The sequence below is a fragment of the Clostridium massiliamazoniense genome (genome assembly GCF_001403635.1).
GTDB classification, from domain to species: Bacteria; Bacillota; Clostridia; order Clostridiales; family Clostridiaceae; genus Sarcina; species Sarcina massiliamazoniense.
Genome location: NZ_LN879468.1, coordinates 193,727 through 211,516, shown reverse-complemented (window position 1 = coordinate 211,516; position 17,790 = coordinate 193,727). Strand labels below are relative to the sequence as shown.

Annotated in this window: 13 protein-coding genes; 5 read left to right on the top strand and 8 right to left on the bottom strand. The window is 24.9% G+C overall.

Annotated elements, in window-relative coordinates; genetic code table 11:
• Positions 1-537: 537 nt before the first annotated feature.
• Positions 538-1,458 carry an EcsC family protein gene (locus ARA19_RS07950; protein ID WP_055070445.1) on the bottom strand — a complete coding sequence of 307 codons (921 nt, stop codon included), beginning with the start codon at positions 1,456-1,458 and terminating at the stop codon, positions 538-540.
• 127 nt (positions 1,459-1,585) lie between these two features.
• A complete protein-coding gene (locus ARA19_RS07945; protein WP_055070444.1) occupies positions 1,586-2,164 on the bottom strand; it encodes a xanthine phosphoribosyltransferase in 579 nt (192 codons plus the stop codon).
• A gap of 184 nt (positions 2,165-2,348) precedes the next feature.
• Between ARA19_RS07945 and ARA19_RS07940 the strand changes: the two genes are divergently transcribed.
• Positions 2,349-3,326 carry a tetratricopeptide repeat protein gene (locus ARA19_RS07940; RefSeq protein WP_055070443.1) on the top strand — a complete coding sequence of 326 codons (978 nt, stop codon included), beginning with the start codon at positions 2,349-2,351 and terminating at the stop codon, positions 3,324-3,326.
• A gap of 279 nt (positions 3,327-3,605) precedes the next feature.
• Here ARA19_RS07940 and ARA19_RS07935 read toward each other — a convergent pair whose 3' ends face one another.
• Positions 3,606-5,717 carry an enterotoxin gene (locus ARA19_RS07935; RefSeq protein WP_055070442.1) on the bottom strand — a complete coding sequence of 704 codons (2,112 nt, stop codon included), beginning with the start codon at positions 5,715-5,717 and terminating at the stop codon, positions 3,606-3,608.
• 468 nt (positions 5,718-6,185) lie between these two features.
• Here ARA19_RS07935 and ARA19_RS07930 point away from each other — a divergent pair, with 468 nt between their 5' ends.
• Both ARA19_RS07930 and ARA19_RS17880 read left to right on the top strand, forming a co-directional pair.
• Complete coding sequence (locus ARA19_RS07930; RefSeq protein WP_055070441.1) at positions 6,186-6,455, top strand: BhlA/UviB family holin-like peptide; 270 nt, start codon at positions 6,186-6,188, stop codon at positions 6,453-6,455.
• A gap of 366 nt (positions 6,456-6,821) precedes the next feature.
• The gene (locus ARA19_RS17880; protein ID WP_157452239.1) at positions 6,822-6,974 is read left to right on the top strand and encodes a hypothetical protein; all 153 of its coding nucleotides are present in this window, start codon (positions 6,822-6,824) and stop codon (positions 6,972-6,974) included.
• A 645-nt stretch (positions 6,975-7,619) separates the two neighbouring features.
• Here ARA19_RS17880 and ARA19_RS07925 read toward each other — a convergent pair.
• From ARA19_RS07925 to rnr, 4 genes are all read right to left on the bottom strand, one after another.
• Positions 7,620-8,177 carry a sigma-70 family RNA polymerase sigma factor gene (locus ARA19_RS07925; protein ID WP_055070440.1) on the bottom strand — a complete coding sequence of 186 codons (558 nt, stop codon included), beginning with the start codon at positions 8,175-8,177 and terminating at the stop codon, positions 7,620-7,622.
• Positions 8,178-8,744: 567 nt separating this feature from the next.
• Complete coding sequence (gene mprF, locus ARA19_RS07920) at positions 8,745-11,291, bottom strand: bifunctional lysylphosphatidylglycerol flippase/synthetase MprF (RefSeq protein WP_055070439.1); 2,547 nt, start codon at positions 11,289-11,291, stop codon at positions 8,745-8,747.
• Between the two features lie 208 nt (positions 11,292-11,499).
• On the bottom strand, positions 11,500-11,970 hold the full coding sequence (gene smpB, locus ARA19_RS07915) for an SsrA-binding protein SmpB (RefSeq protein ID WP_055070438.1): 471 nt from the start codon (positions 11,968-11,970) through the stop codon (positions 11,500-11,502).
• Positions 11,971-12,105: 135 nt separating this feature from the next.
• Positions 12,106-14,328 carry a ribonuclease R gene (rnr, locus tag ARA19_RS07910; protein WP_055070437.1) on the bottom strand — a complete coding sequence of 741 codons (2,223 nt, stop codon included), beginning with the start codon at positions 14,326-14,328 and terminating at the stop codon, positions 12,106-12,108.
• A gap of 507 nt (positions 14,329-14,835) precedes the next feature.
• Here rnr and ARA19_RS07905 point away from each other — a divergent pair.
• Together ARA19_RS07905 and ARA19_RS07900 are read left to right on the top strand one after the other, a co-directional pair.
• Positions 14,836-15,735 carry a TetR/AcrR family transcriptional regulator gene (locus tag ARA19_RS07905; RefSeq protein WP_055070436.1) on the top strand — a complete coding sequence of 300 codons (900 nt, stop codon included), beginning with the start codon at positions 14,836-14,838 and terminating at the stop codon, positions 15,733-15,735.
• 15 nt (positions 15,736-15,750) lie between these two features.
• Entirely contained in the window at positions 15,751-17,163 is a 1,413-nt protein-coding gene (locus ARA19_RS07900; RefSeq protein WP_055070435.1) for a DHA2 family efflux MFS transporter permease subunit, read from the top strand.
• 341 nt (positions 17,164-17,504) lie between these two features.
• Here ARA19_RS07900 and secG read toward each other — a convergent pair whose 3' ends face one another.
• Positions 17,505-17,735 (bottom strand): preprotein translocase subunit SecG, encoded by a 231-nt coding sequence (gene secG, locus ARA19_RS07895; protein WP_055070434.1) that lies wholly within the window; start codon positions 17,733-17,735, stop codon positions 17,505-17,507.
• Between the last annotated feature and the right edge of the window lie 55 nt (positions 17,736-17,790).

Genomic DNA, 17,790 nt, shown 5'->3' with positions numbered 1-17,790 from the left:
TCATTATATAATATAATTACTCTTTTGTAAAGTTTAAATAAGTATAAATTCAATCCATAAGAAGCTTTAGTTCTATGTGAATATTTAGCTCAATTATCTCAATCTCCATAACCAATTAAACTTATTTACAAGTTGAGATTATTTATTTCTTACTCAAAAAATAAGAGTATTATAATATTTTTTTACCCTGGTTCAAGTATAAGCTTGTACCAGGGTAAACAGATGTAAAAAGTTTTAATAAATTATAGTTTTAAGTTGTCTAGCTCAAAAAATTTTAAGCCTAGGTTATTATAATACATGGAGGAATAATAACAATTTTAGATAATGGCAAAGTTTTACCTAAATTATTATTATTTTTCAAAGCATTTTTCTTAATCGCTTCTACATTTATTATAATACATTACTTTTATTATTAATTAAAGTGATTTCCTATTCCTCTATTACCTATATAAAGTATATTAACAATGCAATTCTAATTGACCTAAAAAAACTCAAAAAACCCCTAATATATTAATTAGGGATTTTTTTAGAAATTAACTACATATAATCATCTAGACCTACAGTTAGTTCTTCTTCTATTGATATATACTCCTTAGGTATAGTAGTTATTATTCCATCTTCAATTTTAATTTTTCTATTATCAACTAACCACCTATGTTGATAAAGACGTCTTGCAGCCCAACCTATATGATTAATATATCTTGTATTCAATACAGCTCCTATAGTTCCTCCGACTATAGGTACACTTTCTAGAACCTTCTCATTAAGTAAGAGCATACTTATTTCTCTTGAAATTTCTATTTCTAATTCTTGTTCTATGGCATGAACACTCATGATACCGATTTCTTTAGATAAAGTTTTACTAACCATCTTCCCTGAAAGTTTTTTAATATCTTTTTCATCAATAACATGCTCTATTTTATTTACTATAGATAAAGCCTTTTCTCTTTCCTTCACTGTTCTTATTGCCCCTGCCCCAAGTACAGATAAAGCAAATTCTTTTTCATATTCACTATTAAATTTATAGCCATAGCAACCACCTATTCTCATTATAGTTCTTAATGCAAGTGAAAGCACAAAGGGAATATCCACTGCTAGACCTACGAGTCCAATACTTCCAACAGTTATTCCTTGCGCTGCCGCTATTCCAACTGCCCTGTTATGGGCGTTTTTAGCTAAGTTATCACATTCCTTTAAAGACTTATTCTTTAATTCCTCAATAGAATTAACCTTTGCTTCTTTCATTATCCTTCTATAATCCATTGAACTATCTGCGATGTTCCAAGTAAATTTTAAAAGCCCCCTAACAATCTTTTCACTAGCTACATTTTCAGCTATTCCTGAAAATGGTTTAGTTATAAAAGCCATAGACTTATCATATAAGTCTATTTTTTCATGTTTCCATGCTTCTATTTTTTCTAATTGTTCGACTTCGTATTTATTTAAAACCTTATTCATCAATAAATGTCCCCCTAAAGCTTTTAAATTTTAATATAAGTCTATTTTCTACATTTAATTATATATTCTAAAACTATATTTAATACATTTTACTGATATTTATTATTACCAAATTAGTATAAATAAATTATTTTAAAGTAACTTCACCATTTTCTATTTTTTCAATACTTGCTAAAGCTTCTACTCTAACACCTTTGTTCTCTAAATGTTTTCTTCCATCTTGAAATGCTTTTTCTATTACTACTCCAACACCTACAACTTCCGCTCCAGCTTGTTTAACTATATCAATAAGTCCAAATATTGCACAAGCATTAGCTAGAAAATCATCTAATATAAGAATTTTTTCTCCTTTTTTTATAAATCTTTTATCTATTATTACATTGTAAATGCTTTGTTTAGTAAAAGAATATACTTCTGATTTATAAAAATATTCTTCTTTTTGTCTTGATACTCTTTCAACTTTTTTACCAAAAACAAGTGGCAGATTACCAAATTGCTGTGATGTTGCTACCCCTAAAGCTATTCCTGTTGATTCAATAGTTAATATTTTATCTATTTTTTCATTTTCAAATTTATTTTTAAATTCTTTACCTACTTCAGTTATAAAATTAACATCCATTTGGTGATTTAGAAACCCATCCACTCTTAAAATATTATCTTCAGTTATTCTGCCTTCATTCTTAATTTTTTCTTTTAATAGTTCCATATAGTTTTCATCCTTTCTAATCTAACTATATTTTTCTTATTCTTTCTTCTTAATTTTATAACATTAATGAACTTTTGCATAGAAAAATTATTAAGAGTATTTTTAATAAAGTTTTTTATAGTTGTTACCTATTTGCCCTCTTAAAAATATACTAATTACTATAGAGAGTTTATAGGAGTATTCTATGGATTTTTTTAATAACCCTCTAATCAAAGGAACAATAATCCTATTAGTTTTTCTTTTACTCATTATACTTTTAAATAAATATAGTGAAAATCAAAACATATATTCAATTATTTTAAATTATTTAAAAAGAGGCAAATATGAAAAAGCTCTAAATTTATTAAATTCTAATAAAAACAAATTATCTATACCTTTTTATTATAGTTATAGTATTTTAGCCCTATCAAAGCTTAGGCGCTATAGTGCTGCTTTAGAACTTGAAGAACCCGCCCTAAAGGAAAAACCTATAGATGAAGGTCTTTATAATAATTTAGGATATACTTACTATAAAATAGGCAACTATAAAAAAGCCATTGACTATTCTAAAAAGGCTTTAAATATAAATCCTATTGATTTATTTGCTCTTTCTAACCTAGGTTTTTCTTATTTTAATGAAAATGAACTTGAAAAATCTCATTTTTGCTTTAAAAAAGCCTTATCTATAAGGCCAAATTTCATTCATGCCATAACTGGTGAAGCATTTTTTTATTATGTAACAGAGGATTACAAAAATAGTGCCTTCTATTTTAATAAACTAACAGAGCTTAACCCTAAAGATTATAATCACTATAGACGTTTAGGTGAATGTTATTTTTATTTAAATAAACTAAATGATAGTGCAAATACTTATAAAAAAGCTTTAAAACTCAACCCTTTTGACCCTAAATATTATTGTGAATATGCAAATATATTATTATATTTAGGAAAAATAGAAGAAGCTAATAATATGCTTTCAGAAGCTATAAAGATTGACTCCTTATATCCAGTATCTTATTATTCAAAGGCTAGACTTTGCTCCTTAATCCATGAAAAGGATTTAGCTGTTCATTACCTAGAAAAAGCTTTTACTCTTAATCCCAACTTAAAAACTCTAGCTAAAAATGATGTACTCTTAGATAATCTAAGGTTTTTCCAAAGCTTTAATACCCTCTTCTTATAAACTATAATAATATAAAATATTTGATATAACTTCTTTTAATCTAGTCATAATTAATAACGAGAATATTATATCTATAATTATATTAAAATCGCATCAATAATTTTAAGTTATCCTAAAGAAGCATTTCATGATAATAATTTATAAAAAATTTATTAGTAGATATTTTCTATTAATAATTATTAATTTAACTCTATTTTTTATTTAATAACAAAATATATTAATTTTCTGAGTAATTATAAAAATATCTACCAATATTATTGGTAGATATTTTTATATATTTTATCTTAATTTAAATTCTAGTGAATGTTGTGTGTAATTATACCTTCCATAAGAAGCCCAAATATTTGTCTTCTCTTCATTTAATATAAGAACATATTTTTTATCTCTATACAATGTTACGTTAAGAGGTTCTCCAATAAATCCAACATAGTTATTTTGTTTATATGTCTGTATAGCAGCAGCCTTATAACCTACTTGATATAATAAGTTATTATTATTATCAACTTCAAATAATCTCATGCTTAATCCTACTGAAGAAAGAAAATCATTAAGTAATATTTCCCTATCTTTTATACTGTAATCTCCAGTAGTTGTTACTGTAAAGTAAGCTCCTATAGTATAATTAGGATATTGTAATTTTTCAATATTCCAAGGCCAAGTATGTGCCGGATTAATTGTAGCACTAGCACTCTTATCAATTTTAGGGATAACTATTGGTTTATAATTATATAATGGATCTCCTAAAATATTATAATCTTCTTTACAATATAACTTGTTTTGATTAACATTTGTTCCTGGTTCAAATTTTATATTTTCTGTTATATATGATTCTGGCTTATAAGTTGTTCCATGATCTATTATTTGTCCATTTCTAAATGTTACAACCTCATATTTTCTAAATACTGTTTGTGCTTTAAAAAATATATCTTTTCCTTCATTTGCTGTCATACTATTTTTTATAGTTAATTGTTTTGCCTCACCTGTATTAACATTATATCCTATTGTTACAGCTGAATTTATAAAACCATATCCAAAGCCAGAAGTCATAGATTTACTGATACTATTCATAATTTGAACACGTTCTGTTTTCTTTAATTCTCCAATAGTTCCAGATGGTATTATTATACTTTTTAAGAAACCAGAATCTCTCCCTTTAATCCATCCATCAAAGCAATCAAAAACATAGGTTCCATCATTAAAAGTTGCTTTTAAATTATTTTTTTCTATATTTCTCTTTTCTATTTCTATAGCTTTACCTTCATTTACATTTATTTTTTTTACAGATTCATATTTATTATTTAATATCATATCCATTATATTATAAGAATTATATTCATTTTCTATTTTAGTATTTATTTGATTAACTTTTTTTTCTTTCCCTTTTTCTCTTAAACCATCAGTTGTTATTTCATATCTTTGAGTTGTACTAGTTGATTGATTACTACCACTAACATTATTAAAACCTAATCTAAAAGGTTCTTGATGGTACAATTCTATATAATCACCTATTTCAAATTGATATTTATCTAATTTATCGTATTTTTTGTCAGATGCACTATCAATTCCTAATAACTTAATTGATAATTTTTCTTTTTCAGATTTATCTAAGATTTTTAATTCAAAATATTTAGTAGTTCCAAATCCTTCATGAATAAGTGTTAAACTTCTATCAAAAAATAATATAGTATTATTAGAATAATCAAATCCTAACTTAAAAGAATCAAAAGGATTTCCAGCATTATCTGCCCCTTGAACTTTAATAGAACTTTTAATATCAGTATCTTTTTCTCCCAATATACATCTTGTCCTTCTTTCAACTAATGAATCTTGATTTACTTGATCTCCAGGTTTATATTCATGTTTTTTAATCCATGACCCTTCTGGTTCATATAAAGTACTTGATGCAACTATACTATTATTTTCAACTTTTATATAATCAAATCTATTGTAAGTCGCATATAATTTGGTATATACCGCTTTATCTGCTGGTGCTGTTAATGTAAATCCAGTCGATACAGTTTCCTCTTCTCTTGTTGTTCTTCCCCATACATGTTGTACTGCAACTTTTAAAAATGGAATTGATACATCTGCTGCCATTCCCATTGTAGAAGTTTTCTCTTGAATTTTAGTTATTGATTCTTCAATAAACAATGTTACACCAGGATTAGCAGTTGCAGTTTTTATTAAACTTCCATCATTCTCCAAAACCCATCCAGTTCCTCTATACAAAATATATTTTCCATTAGGCAAATTACTAGCTTTTAAATTTAAATTAACATCTTCAATTAATGATCCATCAACTTTTTTGACCTCTAATATTTTCCCTTCAGATAAAAATTTCTCTATGGATTTTTCCATAACCTCTGTTTCAAATTTAAAATTATTATTCATATATTATTCTCCTTTATTTCAATTTTTTATTTTGTAAGCTGCTTACATAAATAAAATATGTATTTTAAAAACTTTTTTTCATTAAATTTCAAATAAATTTATATGATTGTACTATATCATTAACAGTACCTACTCAAATTTCTTCTCTCTATATTTAATATAATATTTATAATTCCATTTTTTCATATTACTATTTTTATTTATACTTCATACTAAACTAACTTGAATATATCTATATATCAATAATATTCTTTAAATACAAAAAGAAGTGTATGAAAAACTTACTTTTTAATATTATATAATTTTAATTTTTATCTTTTATGAAAATATATACCCAATTCACTATGTATTTATACATCATAAAACATGTAAAAATATAATTAAATGAAAAAATAGTAATTTCATATATATTTTAATTATGTAAGCTTACAATCTATACTGTATAATAATTTTAAGGTGGTAATGAAAATGGAAGAAATTATGATGGAACTTTTTAAAATAAGCCCAACATTAGCTATATGTGGTTTAATATGGTGGAAATACAATAAAGATAAAGATTTAATATTTAAAGAAATTAATGAAGATTACAATGAACTTCTAAAAAATGTGAGGATCGATTATAAAGAAAGAGAAACTAAGTATCAAAATACTATAGAAAAACTCGCTGATAAATTTATTTTAATTGAAGATATTAAATTAGATGTCAAAGATATAAAGAAAAAACTAAATACTAAATAAAAATAAGTTTCTAATCTCTCTGATAAATATTTTTAAAACTTTAGATAATATATAGAAATTAAAGAACTTATCAATAAATTTATATAATTATATTAATTAATATTTAAAATGTAAATGGAGTATTTATAGCACTTCTATTTTCTTTAAGACTCTATATAGATTTGTACAAAAACAAATCTATATAGAGTCTTTTGTATGATTGATTAGTATTTTGTAAATAATATAATTGATTATTTTGGAAATAGTTGAGAAAATGTAACTATTTTGATTATAATGAAGAAATAAAAAAATTAAAGTCAGTGATTAATAATTTATGTATTAAATTTACATCCTAAAAAAATAATTGGTTTCTCTTTTGATAAAAAAATGAATAATAATTTAGTTCTTACTGCTTTAAGAAATGCTTATTACACTCAAGTTCCAGATAAAAGTACAAATCTAATTTTTCATAGCGATTTAGAATCACAATATACTAGTAATGATATAAAAGAATTATGTTATAACCTTAATATTACTTAATTATCTCCCCAAAGAGGGTGTCCTTATGATAATACATGTATGTAATCACTCCACGCAATATAAAAAAGAAAAAATTTATAGAAATATTTATAAGACTTTTGAAAAAGCTAAAATAGCTATTTTAAAATATATTGAAAGTTAGTATAACAATAAAAGGTTTCATTGTTCTATAGATTACAAAACTTCAAATGAATATGAAAAACTATCTAAAAATATAGCCTAGTAAAGTTTAATTTTTGCATCCAAGATATTGATATAAGTCCAAGTTTGTACATTTAAAATAATAATGTATAATAAGTGATTTTTTAACATATACTAAAAAAGTAGAAGATACTTAGTTTTAATAATCAAATAAGCAAAAAATAATAAAACATTATTTACACAAAAATATCTAGTCTCTCTATCAAATCTAAAGAAGACAATATTAATAACTTTTTCATATCAATATGTTAACTTAATATTTTAAATAAATAACTTCGAATTATAAAAGACTATGCACTTCCTAAAATATTTTATCCAAACTTAACTTAGGTTTACATAGTCTATTATATTCTCAAATTAATCTTTATACTTTTTTTATTATATACAATTTTATACAAATTTAATATCAGATCCTTTTTAAATAATTATGATAATCTATAAATATTAAATAATCTCCATATTTAACTTTAATTTTTTTAAAGCCCTATTTTTTCTTGATGCTATAGTATTGTAATTTTGATTAAAATATTTTGTTAAGTTATTATAATCATAATCTTCAAAATATATTTTATATAATAATTCATTATCTTTATTACTTAATTGTTGAATTGCCTTTTTTAAAGTATGAATTTCTTCATTTTTTAATATATTATCTTCTATATACTCATTATTACTAAATGGAATTTTTTCAATATTTATTAAACCATCATCTTTTTTTCTTCTTTTTAGTTCGCTATATATATTATTTTTCATTGCTTGTATTGCATACCAAAAAAATTTATCTTTTCCTGAATATTTTCTTATTGCAATTAATAAATATAATGTTAAGCTTTGCTTTATATCATTTTCTGTCATACCATTAATAAATGTTGTTTTTGACATTTTGATAATAAATGGCTCAAAAAATTGTATAATAAATTCTTTAGCTTCTCTATTCTCCTCTTTTGCTCTAATAACCTCTTCTTCAAGTTTTTTTAAATCTTTATAAACATATTTATTCATATAAATCACCTCTTAATTAGATATTTATTATAAAATATATGTTTCTTTTACTTTTTTTCAAAATATTAATATTAAATTAAATTAATAATTAAATTTAATATATATTAAGATTTGAAAAATATAAAACTAAGTATAAAATATTTAATAATTATTATTAATGAATAAAAGATATTATTTATTATTTTAGCAGTTAAATAAAAAAAATAAAATCTAATATCATAATAAAATTTAAAACTATAATTTTTAATAAAAATTTAACTATAAAATATTTAATTTTAAAATTTTATTTTTATCTAATTATAAATTTACAAAAAAAATTGTTATTTATATGTATAAATACTGTATATTATATATAAATTCCTTTATTATATATTAAATATTATAATTATGCTTACAAATTATATTTAAACATAATTGCTAGTTAAAAATTTAATATATTTTATACAACGGAGTTTTTTATTCTTATAAAATCATAATCTTTTTAGAGCTTCTCTTATAATGAGTACTATTTTTTATATAAAATTCAAAAAAGGAGATGTATCAAATCTTATGATACATCTCCTTATATTATTTCATTGAATTTGTTATTTTATAGAATATTGTATCTTCTTTCTTTCTTGGCTTACCACATAATAAGAAAGCTTGCATTGATACAACAGATAAAATATTTTTTCTTCTATAAGCTAAATACTTAGGTTCCCAATGACTTGCAAATTTTTCTTTGTATTTTCTAAGTCCTTGGAATGAGTATAAAAATTGACCATAAACATAAATTTGTTGAGCAAATTTCTCACCTAGGAATGCATATCTTGAGTTACCTACGTTAGATAAAGGTGCCATTCCCATTTTAAAATATTTATAACCTTTTTCTTTACTATCCATAATTAAATTTACAAATACAAAGTCCATCATACCATGTGGAGTATCCTTTAAGTATCTCATTAAATCTATGGCTATAGTTTCATTGTTATCGTAGCCCTTCATTATACTTGCAAAGGCTTTTATAGTTCCTTCACCATCTCTAACAATGGCTATAGGTGCTTCATTTAAGTATTCTTCATCAAAGAATCCCATTGAATAACCTTTTTCACTTCTTTCATCTAACCAAACATCAGATATTTTTCTAAGTTCAGCCATAATTTCTTTTGAAAAAGGTGGTTGAGCCATTTCAAATGTATATCCTTCTTTAGTTACTTTATTCATAGAAGTTCTAAGTTTTTGCATTTTCTTACCTACAAGTTCAAAGTTTTGTATATCAACAACAGCCTCTTCACCTTGCTTTAAGAAAATATAACCTTTATTATGAAGTGTACCAATCATATCTTCAGTTACTTGATAGAATATTAAATCATATCCATACATATCTACATAATCATAGAATTCCTCTATAGCCTCTGAAAAACTTTCTTCATTTCCTATTGGATTACATAAAATAAAAACATTTTCTGAGTAAATGTCATATTGGAACATTACATCTCTCTTTTTATTTATATAAACATATTTATCTTTTAAGTATACTAAGTGTGCTGATAAAGCTCCACCATAAGTATTTAAAATATATTTTATATCTTCTTCCTTTTCATTAACTGTATGAACCTTCATTTTAACATCTCTAGTTAAGAAGAACACAACAATAAGAACTATCATAGCAATAATAAATGCTATAATTCCATTATCATAGAATCTATTTTCTGCTATTAACTTAAAGAAATGTTTATGCCCTCTCATTCCATAGCTAACCATATTTAAGTAAACAATTAAACTTCCTACTAATATACAAATAGCCAAAAATGTTGTTTTTATTGTTAGTACAAAACTTTTTCTGTAATATCTTTTTCTACTAACATATATTAAAAATGCTACAAATAAAAGATAAACTATCTGTGCTATACTAGGCATTCTATAAGTACTAAGTGTTGCTCCAAATAACAATAATACTATTGTTATTCTATAAAGCAATTTACTTTTAAAAATAAGTAATACAGATAATAGTATTAAAAGGAATGCTATTATTAAAGTACTTTGATTACCTATAGTAAAAAAGCTCTCTCTTGATAAAGCATTTAAAATAGCTATTTTATAGTCACTATTACTAGGTGCCTCTGATAATAAAAGTAAAACACCTGATATAAATACTAATATAATCAATATATCATTAGCTAAAGTAGCTGAAAGCTGTGAAGGTAATTCATTAAATTTTTCATTTAACTTCTTACCAAAGTCTCTAAAATAAAGTAAAATTCCTATTATTGCTGGTATTATAAAATATGATACTCTATAAAGTATAGTTACTAAAAAGCTTAACTCCGTAGGCACTCCTAGTTGAGCCATTCCAGTTATAAAAACTAAGTCAAAGCTTCCAAGTCCTCCAGGAATCAAACTGATTGTTCCTATAACAACACCTGATACATATACTGGGAAGAATTGCATAAATGAAACTCTTGCACCTAGTAAAAATAAGATTGTATATATTAATATCATGTTTCCTAGCCAGTCTAAAATTGCTACTCCCATAATTGAAAGACTTGCATAATATTCTTTCTTATCTTTATTTTTAAACATATGTATGTAAGTAACATATATTAAAAGCCCAGGAAAATATAAAGAAATTAGTATTATAGCATAAGCTATAATTCCTAAATTTATAACTTCTTCAAACCTAGCTATTGTATAAATAAGAGATACCAGTGACAGCCCTGCAACATTGAAAGCGACTATTCTACTGACCTCTTTTAAAAGTATCTTTTTATCTTCAACATGGTCACCATAAAAATTTTGTTTTATGGCTACTGCAGCCGCTCCACCAAAGCCTAATATACTTGATATAGAACTTGCAATCCAAGAATACTTATACAATTTTAATGTTGGCAATTGAATGTTTAACCTCTTTTTTAAGATTAAATCATAAAATGTTAATGGCGAGAAGCAAATCAGTCCTATAATTACTATAGCTGCTAAGTTAATTATCGTTAATCTATCTTTGAATATTATAAACTCTCGTACATTAAAGCTTTTGAAGAATAATATAAATTCTCTAAAAACAAATATAAAGACTATTGAAACAAAGATTATCTTCAATGATAATTTAACCTTATCATTGATTTTAAACTTCATACAAACCCTCCTTTGTGTATTTATTAATATTAAATATTAATTTTTCTCCTCTTACTTGTTTTATAACTTTCTTAATAATTAAGACAGCTTAAAACCTATACATTCAATAAATACTAATTCTATTATGTGCAATATTACTTCTTTCTAACAAAATTATAATATTACAATATAAAAACATAGCCCTTTATTACAGCTATGTTTCTAGGAATTAATATTTATTTCTTTCTTTAAATTCCCTTGCTATCTCTCTTTTATGAGCTTTTTCTATCATAGTATCTCTCTTATCATAGTTTTTCTTACCTCTACAAACTCCTAAATTAACCTTTACTCTACCTTCTTTTAGATAAAGTGATAGTGGTATAAGAGTTAAGCCTTGTTGCTTTACTATTTCCTCAAGCCTTCTTATTTCTGATTTATGAAGTAATAATTTTCTATATCTTAACGGATCTACATTGAATATATTACCTTGCTCATAATGACTTATGTGCATATTTTTTATGAAAACTTCACCATTGTCAATGTCTGCATAGGAATCCTTTAAATTTACTCTCCCAGCTCTTATAGATTTAACTTCTGTTCCAACTAAGGCAAGCCCTGCTTCTAAAGCCTCTTCAACAAAATAATCGTGTCTTGCCTTTCTGTTTTCTGCTAGAGTCTTATTTGTCTTTTTTCTTCCCATCTTCTCACCTACTGTGAATTAATTTAAAACTATTAAAGAGGAAAGTAAATATTTCCTCCTATAATAGTTTTATAGTTATTTTACCATAAACTTAAGAAAACTTTAAGTCTATAGTGATATTTTGTAATATTTAAATTAAATTTGTGAATTTTCTAAGTCACTTTCTTCTAATTCTTTTCTTAATCTTTCTATTTGTTCCTTAGACTTTCTTTCAGCTAATTCTCTTTCTTCTTTAGAATACTTATCTTCAACTATTTCAAAATAAATGTCCTTATTATCAAGGTCTACTCTAGTACAAATAACTTTAACTTTATCACCTAATTTATATATTTTTTTAGTTCTTTCTCCTACTAAACTAAGTCTAACTTCATCATAAATATAGTAGTCATCTCTTAATTCTGTTATATGAACTAATCCTTCAACAGTATTAGGAAGTTCTACAAAAACTCCAAAGGATGTTACTGAACTAATAATACCATCAAATATTTCACCTATTCTATCTTCCATATATTCAGCTTTCTTTAAGTCATCAACTTCTCTTTCTGCTTCTTGAGCTACTCTTTCCATATCAGATGCTTGTTTTGAAGCTGTATCTACAATAGTTGCTAAAGCTTTTTCTCTTTTACTATCTATTTTTCCGTTGATTTGTTCTTTAATTATTCTATGAATTTGAAGGTCTGGATATCTTCTTATAGGTGAAGTAAAATGACTGTAATATTCTGCTGCTAAACCAAAGTGACCATCATTATGTGGTGAATATCTAGCTTGCATCATTGATCTTAGAAGTAATGTACTTACAACAGTTTCTTCTTCTTTTCCTTTAACCATATCTATAACTTCAGCTAAGTTTTTAGGTCTTATTTCTTGACCCCATTTTACCTTATATCCTAAGTTATAAATGAACTCTTTAAATTTCTCTAACTTTTCCATGTCTGGTTCTTCGTGTATTCTGTATACAAAAGGTATATTAAGCCAATGGAAATGTTCTGCAATAGTTTCATTACAAATAAGCATAAACTCTTCTATTATTCTATTAGCAATTCCTCTTTCATAAGGTTTAATATCTATTGGTTTTCCATTTTCATCAAGTATTATTTTACTTTCTGCAAAATCAAAATCAATAGCCCCTCTATCCATTCTTCTCTTATTTAAAATTTTACAAAGCTCTTCCATAGCTTTAAAATCATCTATTAAATAATCATATCTTTTTAATAATTCTTCATCATGTTCAACAAGAATTTTAGTTACATCTGTATAAGTCATTCTTTCATTAGTTTTTATAACAGATTCATGAATTTCATGGTCAATTACATTACCACTTTTATTAATAGTCATTAAACAAGTTAATGCAAGTCTATCAACTTGTGGATTTAATGAACAAATACCATTAGATAATTTTTTTGGAAGCATAGGAACAACTCTATCAACTAAGTAAACAGAAGTTCCTCTTTTAAGAGCTTCTTTATCTAAAGGATTATTTTCTCTTACATAATGAGTTACATCTGCTATATGAACACCTAATCTATATAAACCATTATCAAGTCTTTCTATAGATACAGCATCATCTAAATCCTTTGCATCTTCACCATCTATAGTTACCATTCTTAGGTCTCTTAAATCTGTTCTTCTGTCTATTTCCCATTGAGGAATTTCTTCTTCAATGGACTCTGCAAAGTCTAAGACTTTAGCTGGGAATTCTTCTGGTATTCCATATTTCTTTATTATAGTTAAAATATCTACACCAATATCACCTTTTTTACCTATAACTTCAATGACCTTACCTTCTGGTTTTCCATTTTCAGTTGGCCATTTTGTTATTTCTACTTTAACTATATCTCCAGTAGTAGCTCCATGTTTATCCTTTTTAGAAATGAATATATCTTTTATCATTCTTTTATCATCAGGAATTACAAAACCAAAGTTTTTACTATCTTCATAGAATCCTACAAATACAGTATTTTTTCTTTCAATAACTGCAATTATTCTTCCTTCACATTTTCTGCCCCCTCTATCTTCTCTTAAAATTTCAACAGATACTCTATCTCCATTTAAAGCATCACCCATGAAGTTTTTAGGAATGAATATATCTTTTTCATTTTCATCATCTCTAATAACAAAACCAAATCCTTTTTGATGAACTTGAAGAGTTCCTGTAACTGGATGCATTCTTGATGCAAGTCCAATTTTATCCTTTTCATCCCTAGATAAAAGTCCTTCCTTTATCATTCCATTTATTGCTTTTTTTAAAGTTTTATACTCACTTTTATCTATTCCAAACATTTCAGCTAATTTAATTACATCAACTGGTTCATAAGCTGGTTTTTTCATTAAATTTAAAATCGCTTCTCTTAATCCCATAATTTTCCTCCGTAATAATAATAATTTTTGTTTTATACTAAGTAATTTTTTTATTTTATATCAAGTAAAATCTCTTATTCTATCTAATGATTAGTATTTGTAATAATCCAATTTTCTAAGAATTTGTTATAAACAAGTACAAATCTTTAGATAATTTTCACTTAAATTAAAATAGATTTAAAATTCTATCTAAATTAATTCTCAATTTATTTTTACTCTATTTCTTACTCTTAATACTTATTATTTTATATTAACATAAGAATTTATTTTAATACATAAAAAATAGATATTTATACTAAATTTTATAACAATTATCCTTTTTAATGTATTATAAATTAATAAGTGCTTTTATGTGAATTTTTTACTTTAAGTTAGTAAATTTTATAAATTTGATTTATTTACATAATATTAATATTGACTTAATTTAAAATTAATAATATAATCATTTCATACACAAAACTTATAAGTTCTCACAAAAACCTATAAGTTTACTTTAAGGAGATAAATATGAGCACAAATACTAATGATAAAAAAAAAGATATACTTAATGCTACTATATACTTATTTTCAAATAAAGGATATTCATCAACTTCAGTACAAGATATAGCAACTTATTGTAATATTTCTAAAGCAACTATTTATAAATTATTTTATTCAAAAGAAGAAATTTTAGTTGAAATAATAAAATATTTTAATAATCATATGCTTACTCTAATGGAAGGTATTACATTAAACAACTCATTGTCTACTAAGGAGAAATTTATTGAACAAATATATACACTTTTAAGTCACTTTGCTACAAAAAAGGACTTTACTATAACTTTAATTCAAAATCAAGATTCATTTCGAGATAGTATAGTCGAACAAGCCTTTAAAGAAAGTAAATTATTTCTTTTAAGTTGGTTAAGAAATTGTATACATTCATATTTTGGTGATGAAATAGAAGCTGTAATTTGGGATTTAACTTATACTTTAATGGCAATGATAAAAGAATTTTCACATATTTTCATTATGAAAAGAGTTGTTGAAAAAGATTTTAGAGATGTTGCTAAATACATAGTTAATTCTATTATATACATAGCTAAAAAGCACAAAGATGAAGATCCTCTAATTTCAATTGATTCGCTTAAATTTTTATGCCCAGCACAAGATTTTAAGTATGATAAAGATTTTTTATTAACTCAATGGAAAAATGAAATTAAAGAAATTAGGCATACTATTAGTAACTCATTTTCATTAGTAGAAAACAAAGATTTAACAGATTGCTTAAATCATCTTGATTTAGAATTTAATAAGGATGATAGAAAAAACTTTATTATTGAAGCTTTATTGTTATATTTAAATAATTTTATTGAATTACAAACTCATGTAAACTACTTAAAGAAAATTTGGAAAAAACTTAAATAACAGGAGGATGATAAAATGGAAAACAAAAGACAACAACAGAATTTTGGTAACAAATGGGTTATTGCCGGAATATTATTAGTCGGAACATTTATTGCTTTCTTAAATGAAACTTCATTAACTACAGCATTACCGTCAATAATAAAAGAATTACATTTAACAGACACTAGCGGGCAATGGCTTACTACAGCATTTATGCTTACATCAGGAATAATGGTTCCTATGTCAGCATTCTTAATAAAAAGATTTTCAACAAGATCATTATTCTTTATATCTATGGGACTATTTACTATAGGTACTATTTTAGGATCTATGTCACCTAACTTTAGTACTTTAATAATAGCTAGAATAATTCAAGCTATGGGTGCTGGTATTCTTTTACCATTTATGCAAACTGTCTTCTTCTTTATTTTCCCTGAGGAAGAAAGAGGTATGGCAATGGGTATAATGGGTATAGTAATTTCATTCGCTCCAGCAGTTGGACCTACTTTCGCTGGTTGGTTAATACAACACTATCGTTGGCAAGATTTATTCTATACTTCAATTCCTATAGCAATTTTAGATTTAATCTTCGGATACTTCTATCTTAAAAATGTTAAAGAATCTGAAAAAGCTAAACTTGATTTATTATCACTTGTTACATCTGCAATCGGATTTGGTACTTTCTTATACGGATTTAGTAATGCAGGAGAATATGGTTGGACTAGTTCAAAATTCTTTGTTCCAGTTATAATAGGTGTAATTTCATTAATAATCTTTGCATATAGACAACTTACAATGGAAAATCCATTCCTTGACTTAAGAGTATTTAAGAGCCCTACATTTAGTTTTGCTACTTTAATAATTCTTATAGTATTTGCTGGATTCCTTTCAACAGAAGTTATATTACCTTTATATGTTCAAAGTGCTAGAGGATACACTGCATTTAGATCAGGATTATTATTACTTCCTGGTGCTCTAATACTTGCTGTAATGAGTCCAATCACAGGTAGATTATTCGATAAATTTGGTGGAAGAATTTTAATTCTTACAGGTCTTTTATTAGTAACAATAGGAACATTTAGCTTTATGTTCTTAACTGCAACTACATCTCTTACATTCATATCAACTATGTATGCAATTAGATTATTTGGAATATCTTTATTCATGATGCCGTTAATGACTTTAAGTTTAAATGCTCTTGAAAAGAGATCTTATTCACACGGAATCGCTGCAACTACTACATTAAGACAAGTAGCTGCATCTATCGGAACTGCTATCTTAGTTACAATTATGACAGATGGTGCTAAAAACTCAGGAATAGCAAATCCAATGAAAGCTATGATTCACGGAATGAACTTATCATTTGCAACAGCAGCTGGTATAACATTATTAGCATTTATTATTGCTTTCTTTGTAGTTAAAGACAATAAAAAACAAGCTAAAAACTAAAACTTAATACATAAAAAGATGATGTATCTAAACAGATCCATCCTCTTACTTTTATCTAGCTATTGATAAAAGTAATATTAAGGATTAATTTGATACAACTCTTTTTTTTTTTAGAAATTTATATAAATTCAGTATTTTTAGAAGTTTATTTTATACAACTTCTTTTTTATTCACTAATCACCTTTCTTCTATCTCATAACTTGTATCTATAATATTTTAATGTACTATATTTAAACTATATAAACTTTCACTAAAATTCAGCTAGGAATTATAGTTCATATTATTTATTACAAAAAAATAGAGGTAGAAAACTCCACCTCTATTTTTTCTATTTAAACCGACTATTTTACCATGTTTAAGCCGATTGTTACTATAACAAATAAAATAGTACTAATTATAGTTGTTTTAACTAGCATAGCTTCTTTAGTTCTACCTTTATTTTTTGAATAAAAAGTATCACCTTTACCTTGAATGAAACCACTTAAAGCATCAGCTTTACTTGGTTGCATCATTATAGAAACCACAACTATTATTGCTAGAATTATTTCCGCTATAATAAGAAATGTTCTCATTTAACTAACCTCCTACAATTCTCAAATCACTTAATTTACTTAAATAATATTTATC

What these genes read in the sequence shown, in the direction of transcription:
- ARA19_RS07950 (WP_055070445.1), bottom strand. Translation starts at nt 1,458, where the DNA reads ATGAATAAGGTTTTAAATAAATACGAAGTCGAACAATTAGAAAAAATA.
- ARA19_RS07945 (WP_055070444.1), bottom strand. Translation starts at nt 2,164, where the DNA reads ATGGAACTATTAAAAGAAAAAATTAAGAATGAAGGCAGAATAACTGAA.
- ARA19_RS07940 (WP_055070443.1), top strand. Translation starts at nt 2,349, where the DNA reads ATGGATTTTTTTAATAACCCTCTAATCAAAGGAACAATAATCCTATTA.
- ARA19_RS07935 (WP_055070442.1), bottom strand. Translation starts at nt 5,717, where the DNA reads ATGAATAATAATTTTAAATTTGAAACAGAGGTTATGGAAAAATCCATA.
- ARA19_RS07930 (WP_055070441.1), top strand. Translation starts at nt 6,186, where the DNA reads ATGGAAGAAATTATGATGGAACTTTTTAAAATAAGCCCAACATTAGCT.
- ARA19_RS17880 (WP_157452239.1), top strand. Translation starts at nt 6,822, where the DNA reads ATGAATAATAATTTAGTTCTTACTGCTTTAAGAAATGCTTATTACACT.
- ARA19_RS07925 (WP_055070440.1), bottom strand. Translation starts at nt 8,177, where the DNA reads ATGAATAAATATGTTTATAAAGATTTAAAAAAACTTGAAGAAGAGGTT.
- mprF (WP_055070439.1), bottom strand. Translation starts at nt 11,291, where the DNA reads ATGAAGTTTAAAATCAATGATAAGGTTAAATTATCATTGAAGATAATC.
- smpB (WP_055070438.1), bottom strand. Translation starts at nt 11,970, where the DNA reads ATGGGAAGAAAAAAGACAAATAAGACTCTAGCAGAAAACAGAAAGGCA.
- rnr (WP_055070437.1), bottom strand. Translation starts at nt 14,328, where the DNA reads ATGGGATTAAGAGAAGCGATTTTAAATTTAATGAAAAAACCAGCTTAT.
- ARA19_RS07905 (WP_055070436.1), top strand. Translation starts at nt 14,836, where the DNA reads ATGAGCACAAATACTAATGATAAAAAAAAAGATATACTTAATGCTACT.
- ARA19_RS07900 (WP_055070435.1), top strand. Translation starts at nt 15,751, where the DNA reads ATGGAAAACAAAAGACAACAACAGAATTTTGGTAACAAATGGGTTATT.
- secG (WP_055070434.1), bottom strand. Translation starts at nt 17,735, where the DNA reads ATGAGAACATTTCTTATTATAGCGGAAATAATTCTAGCAATAATAGTT.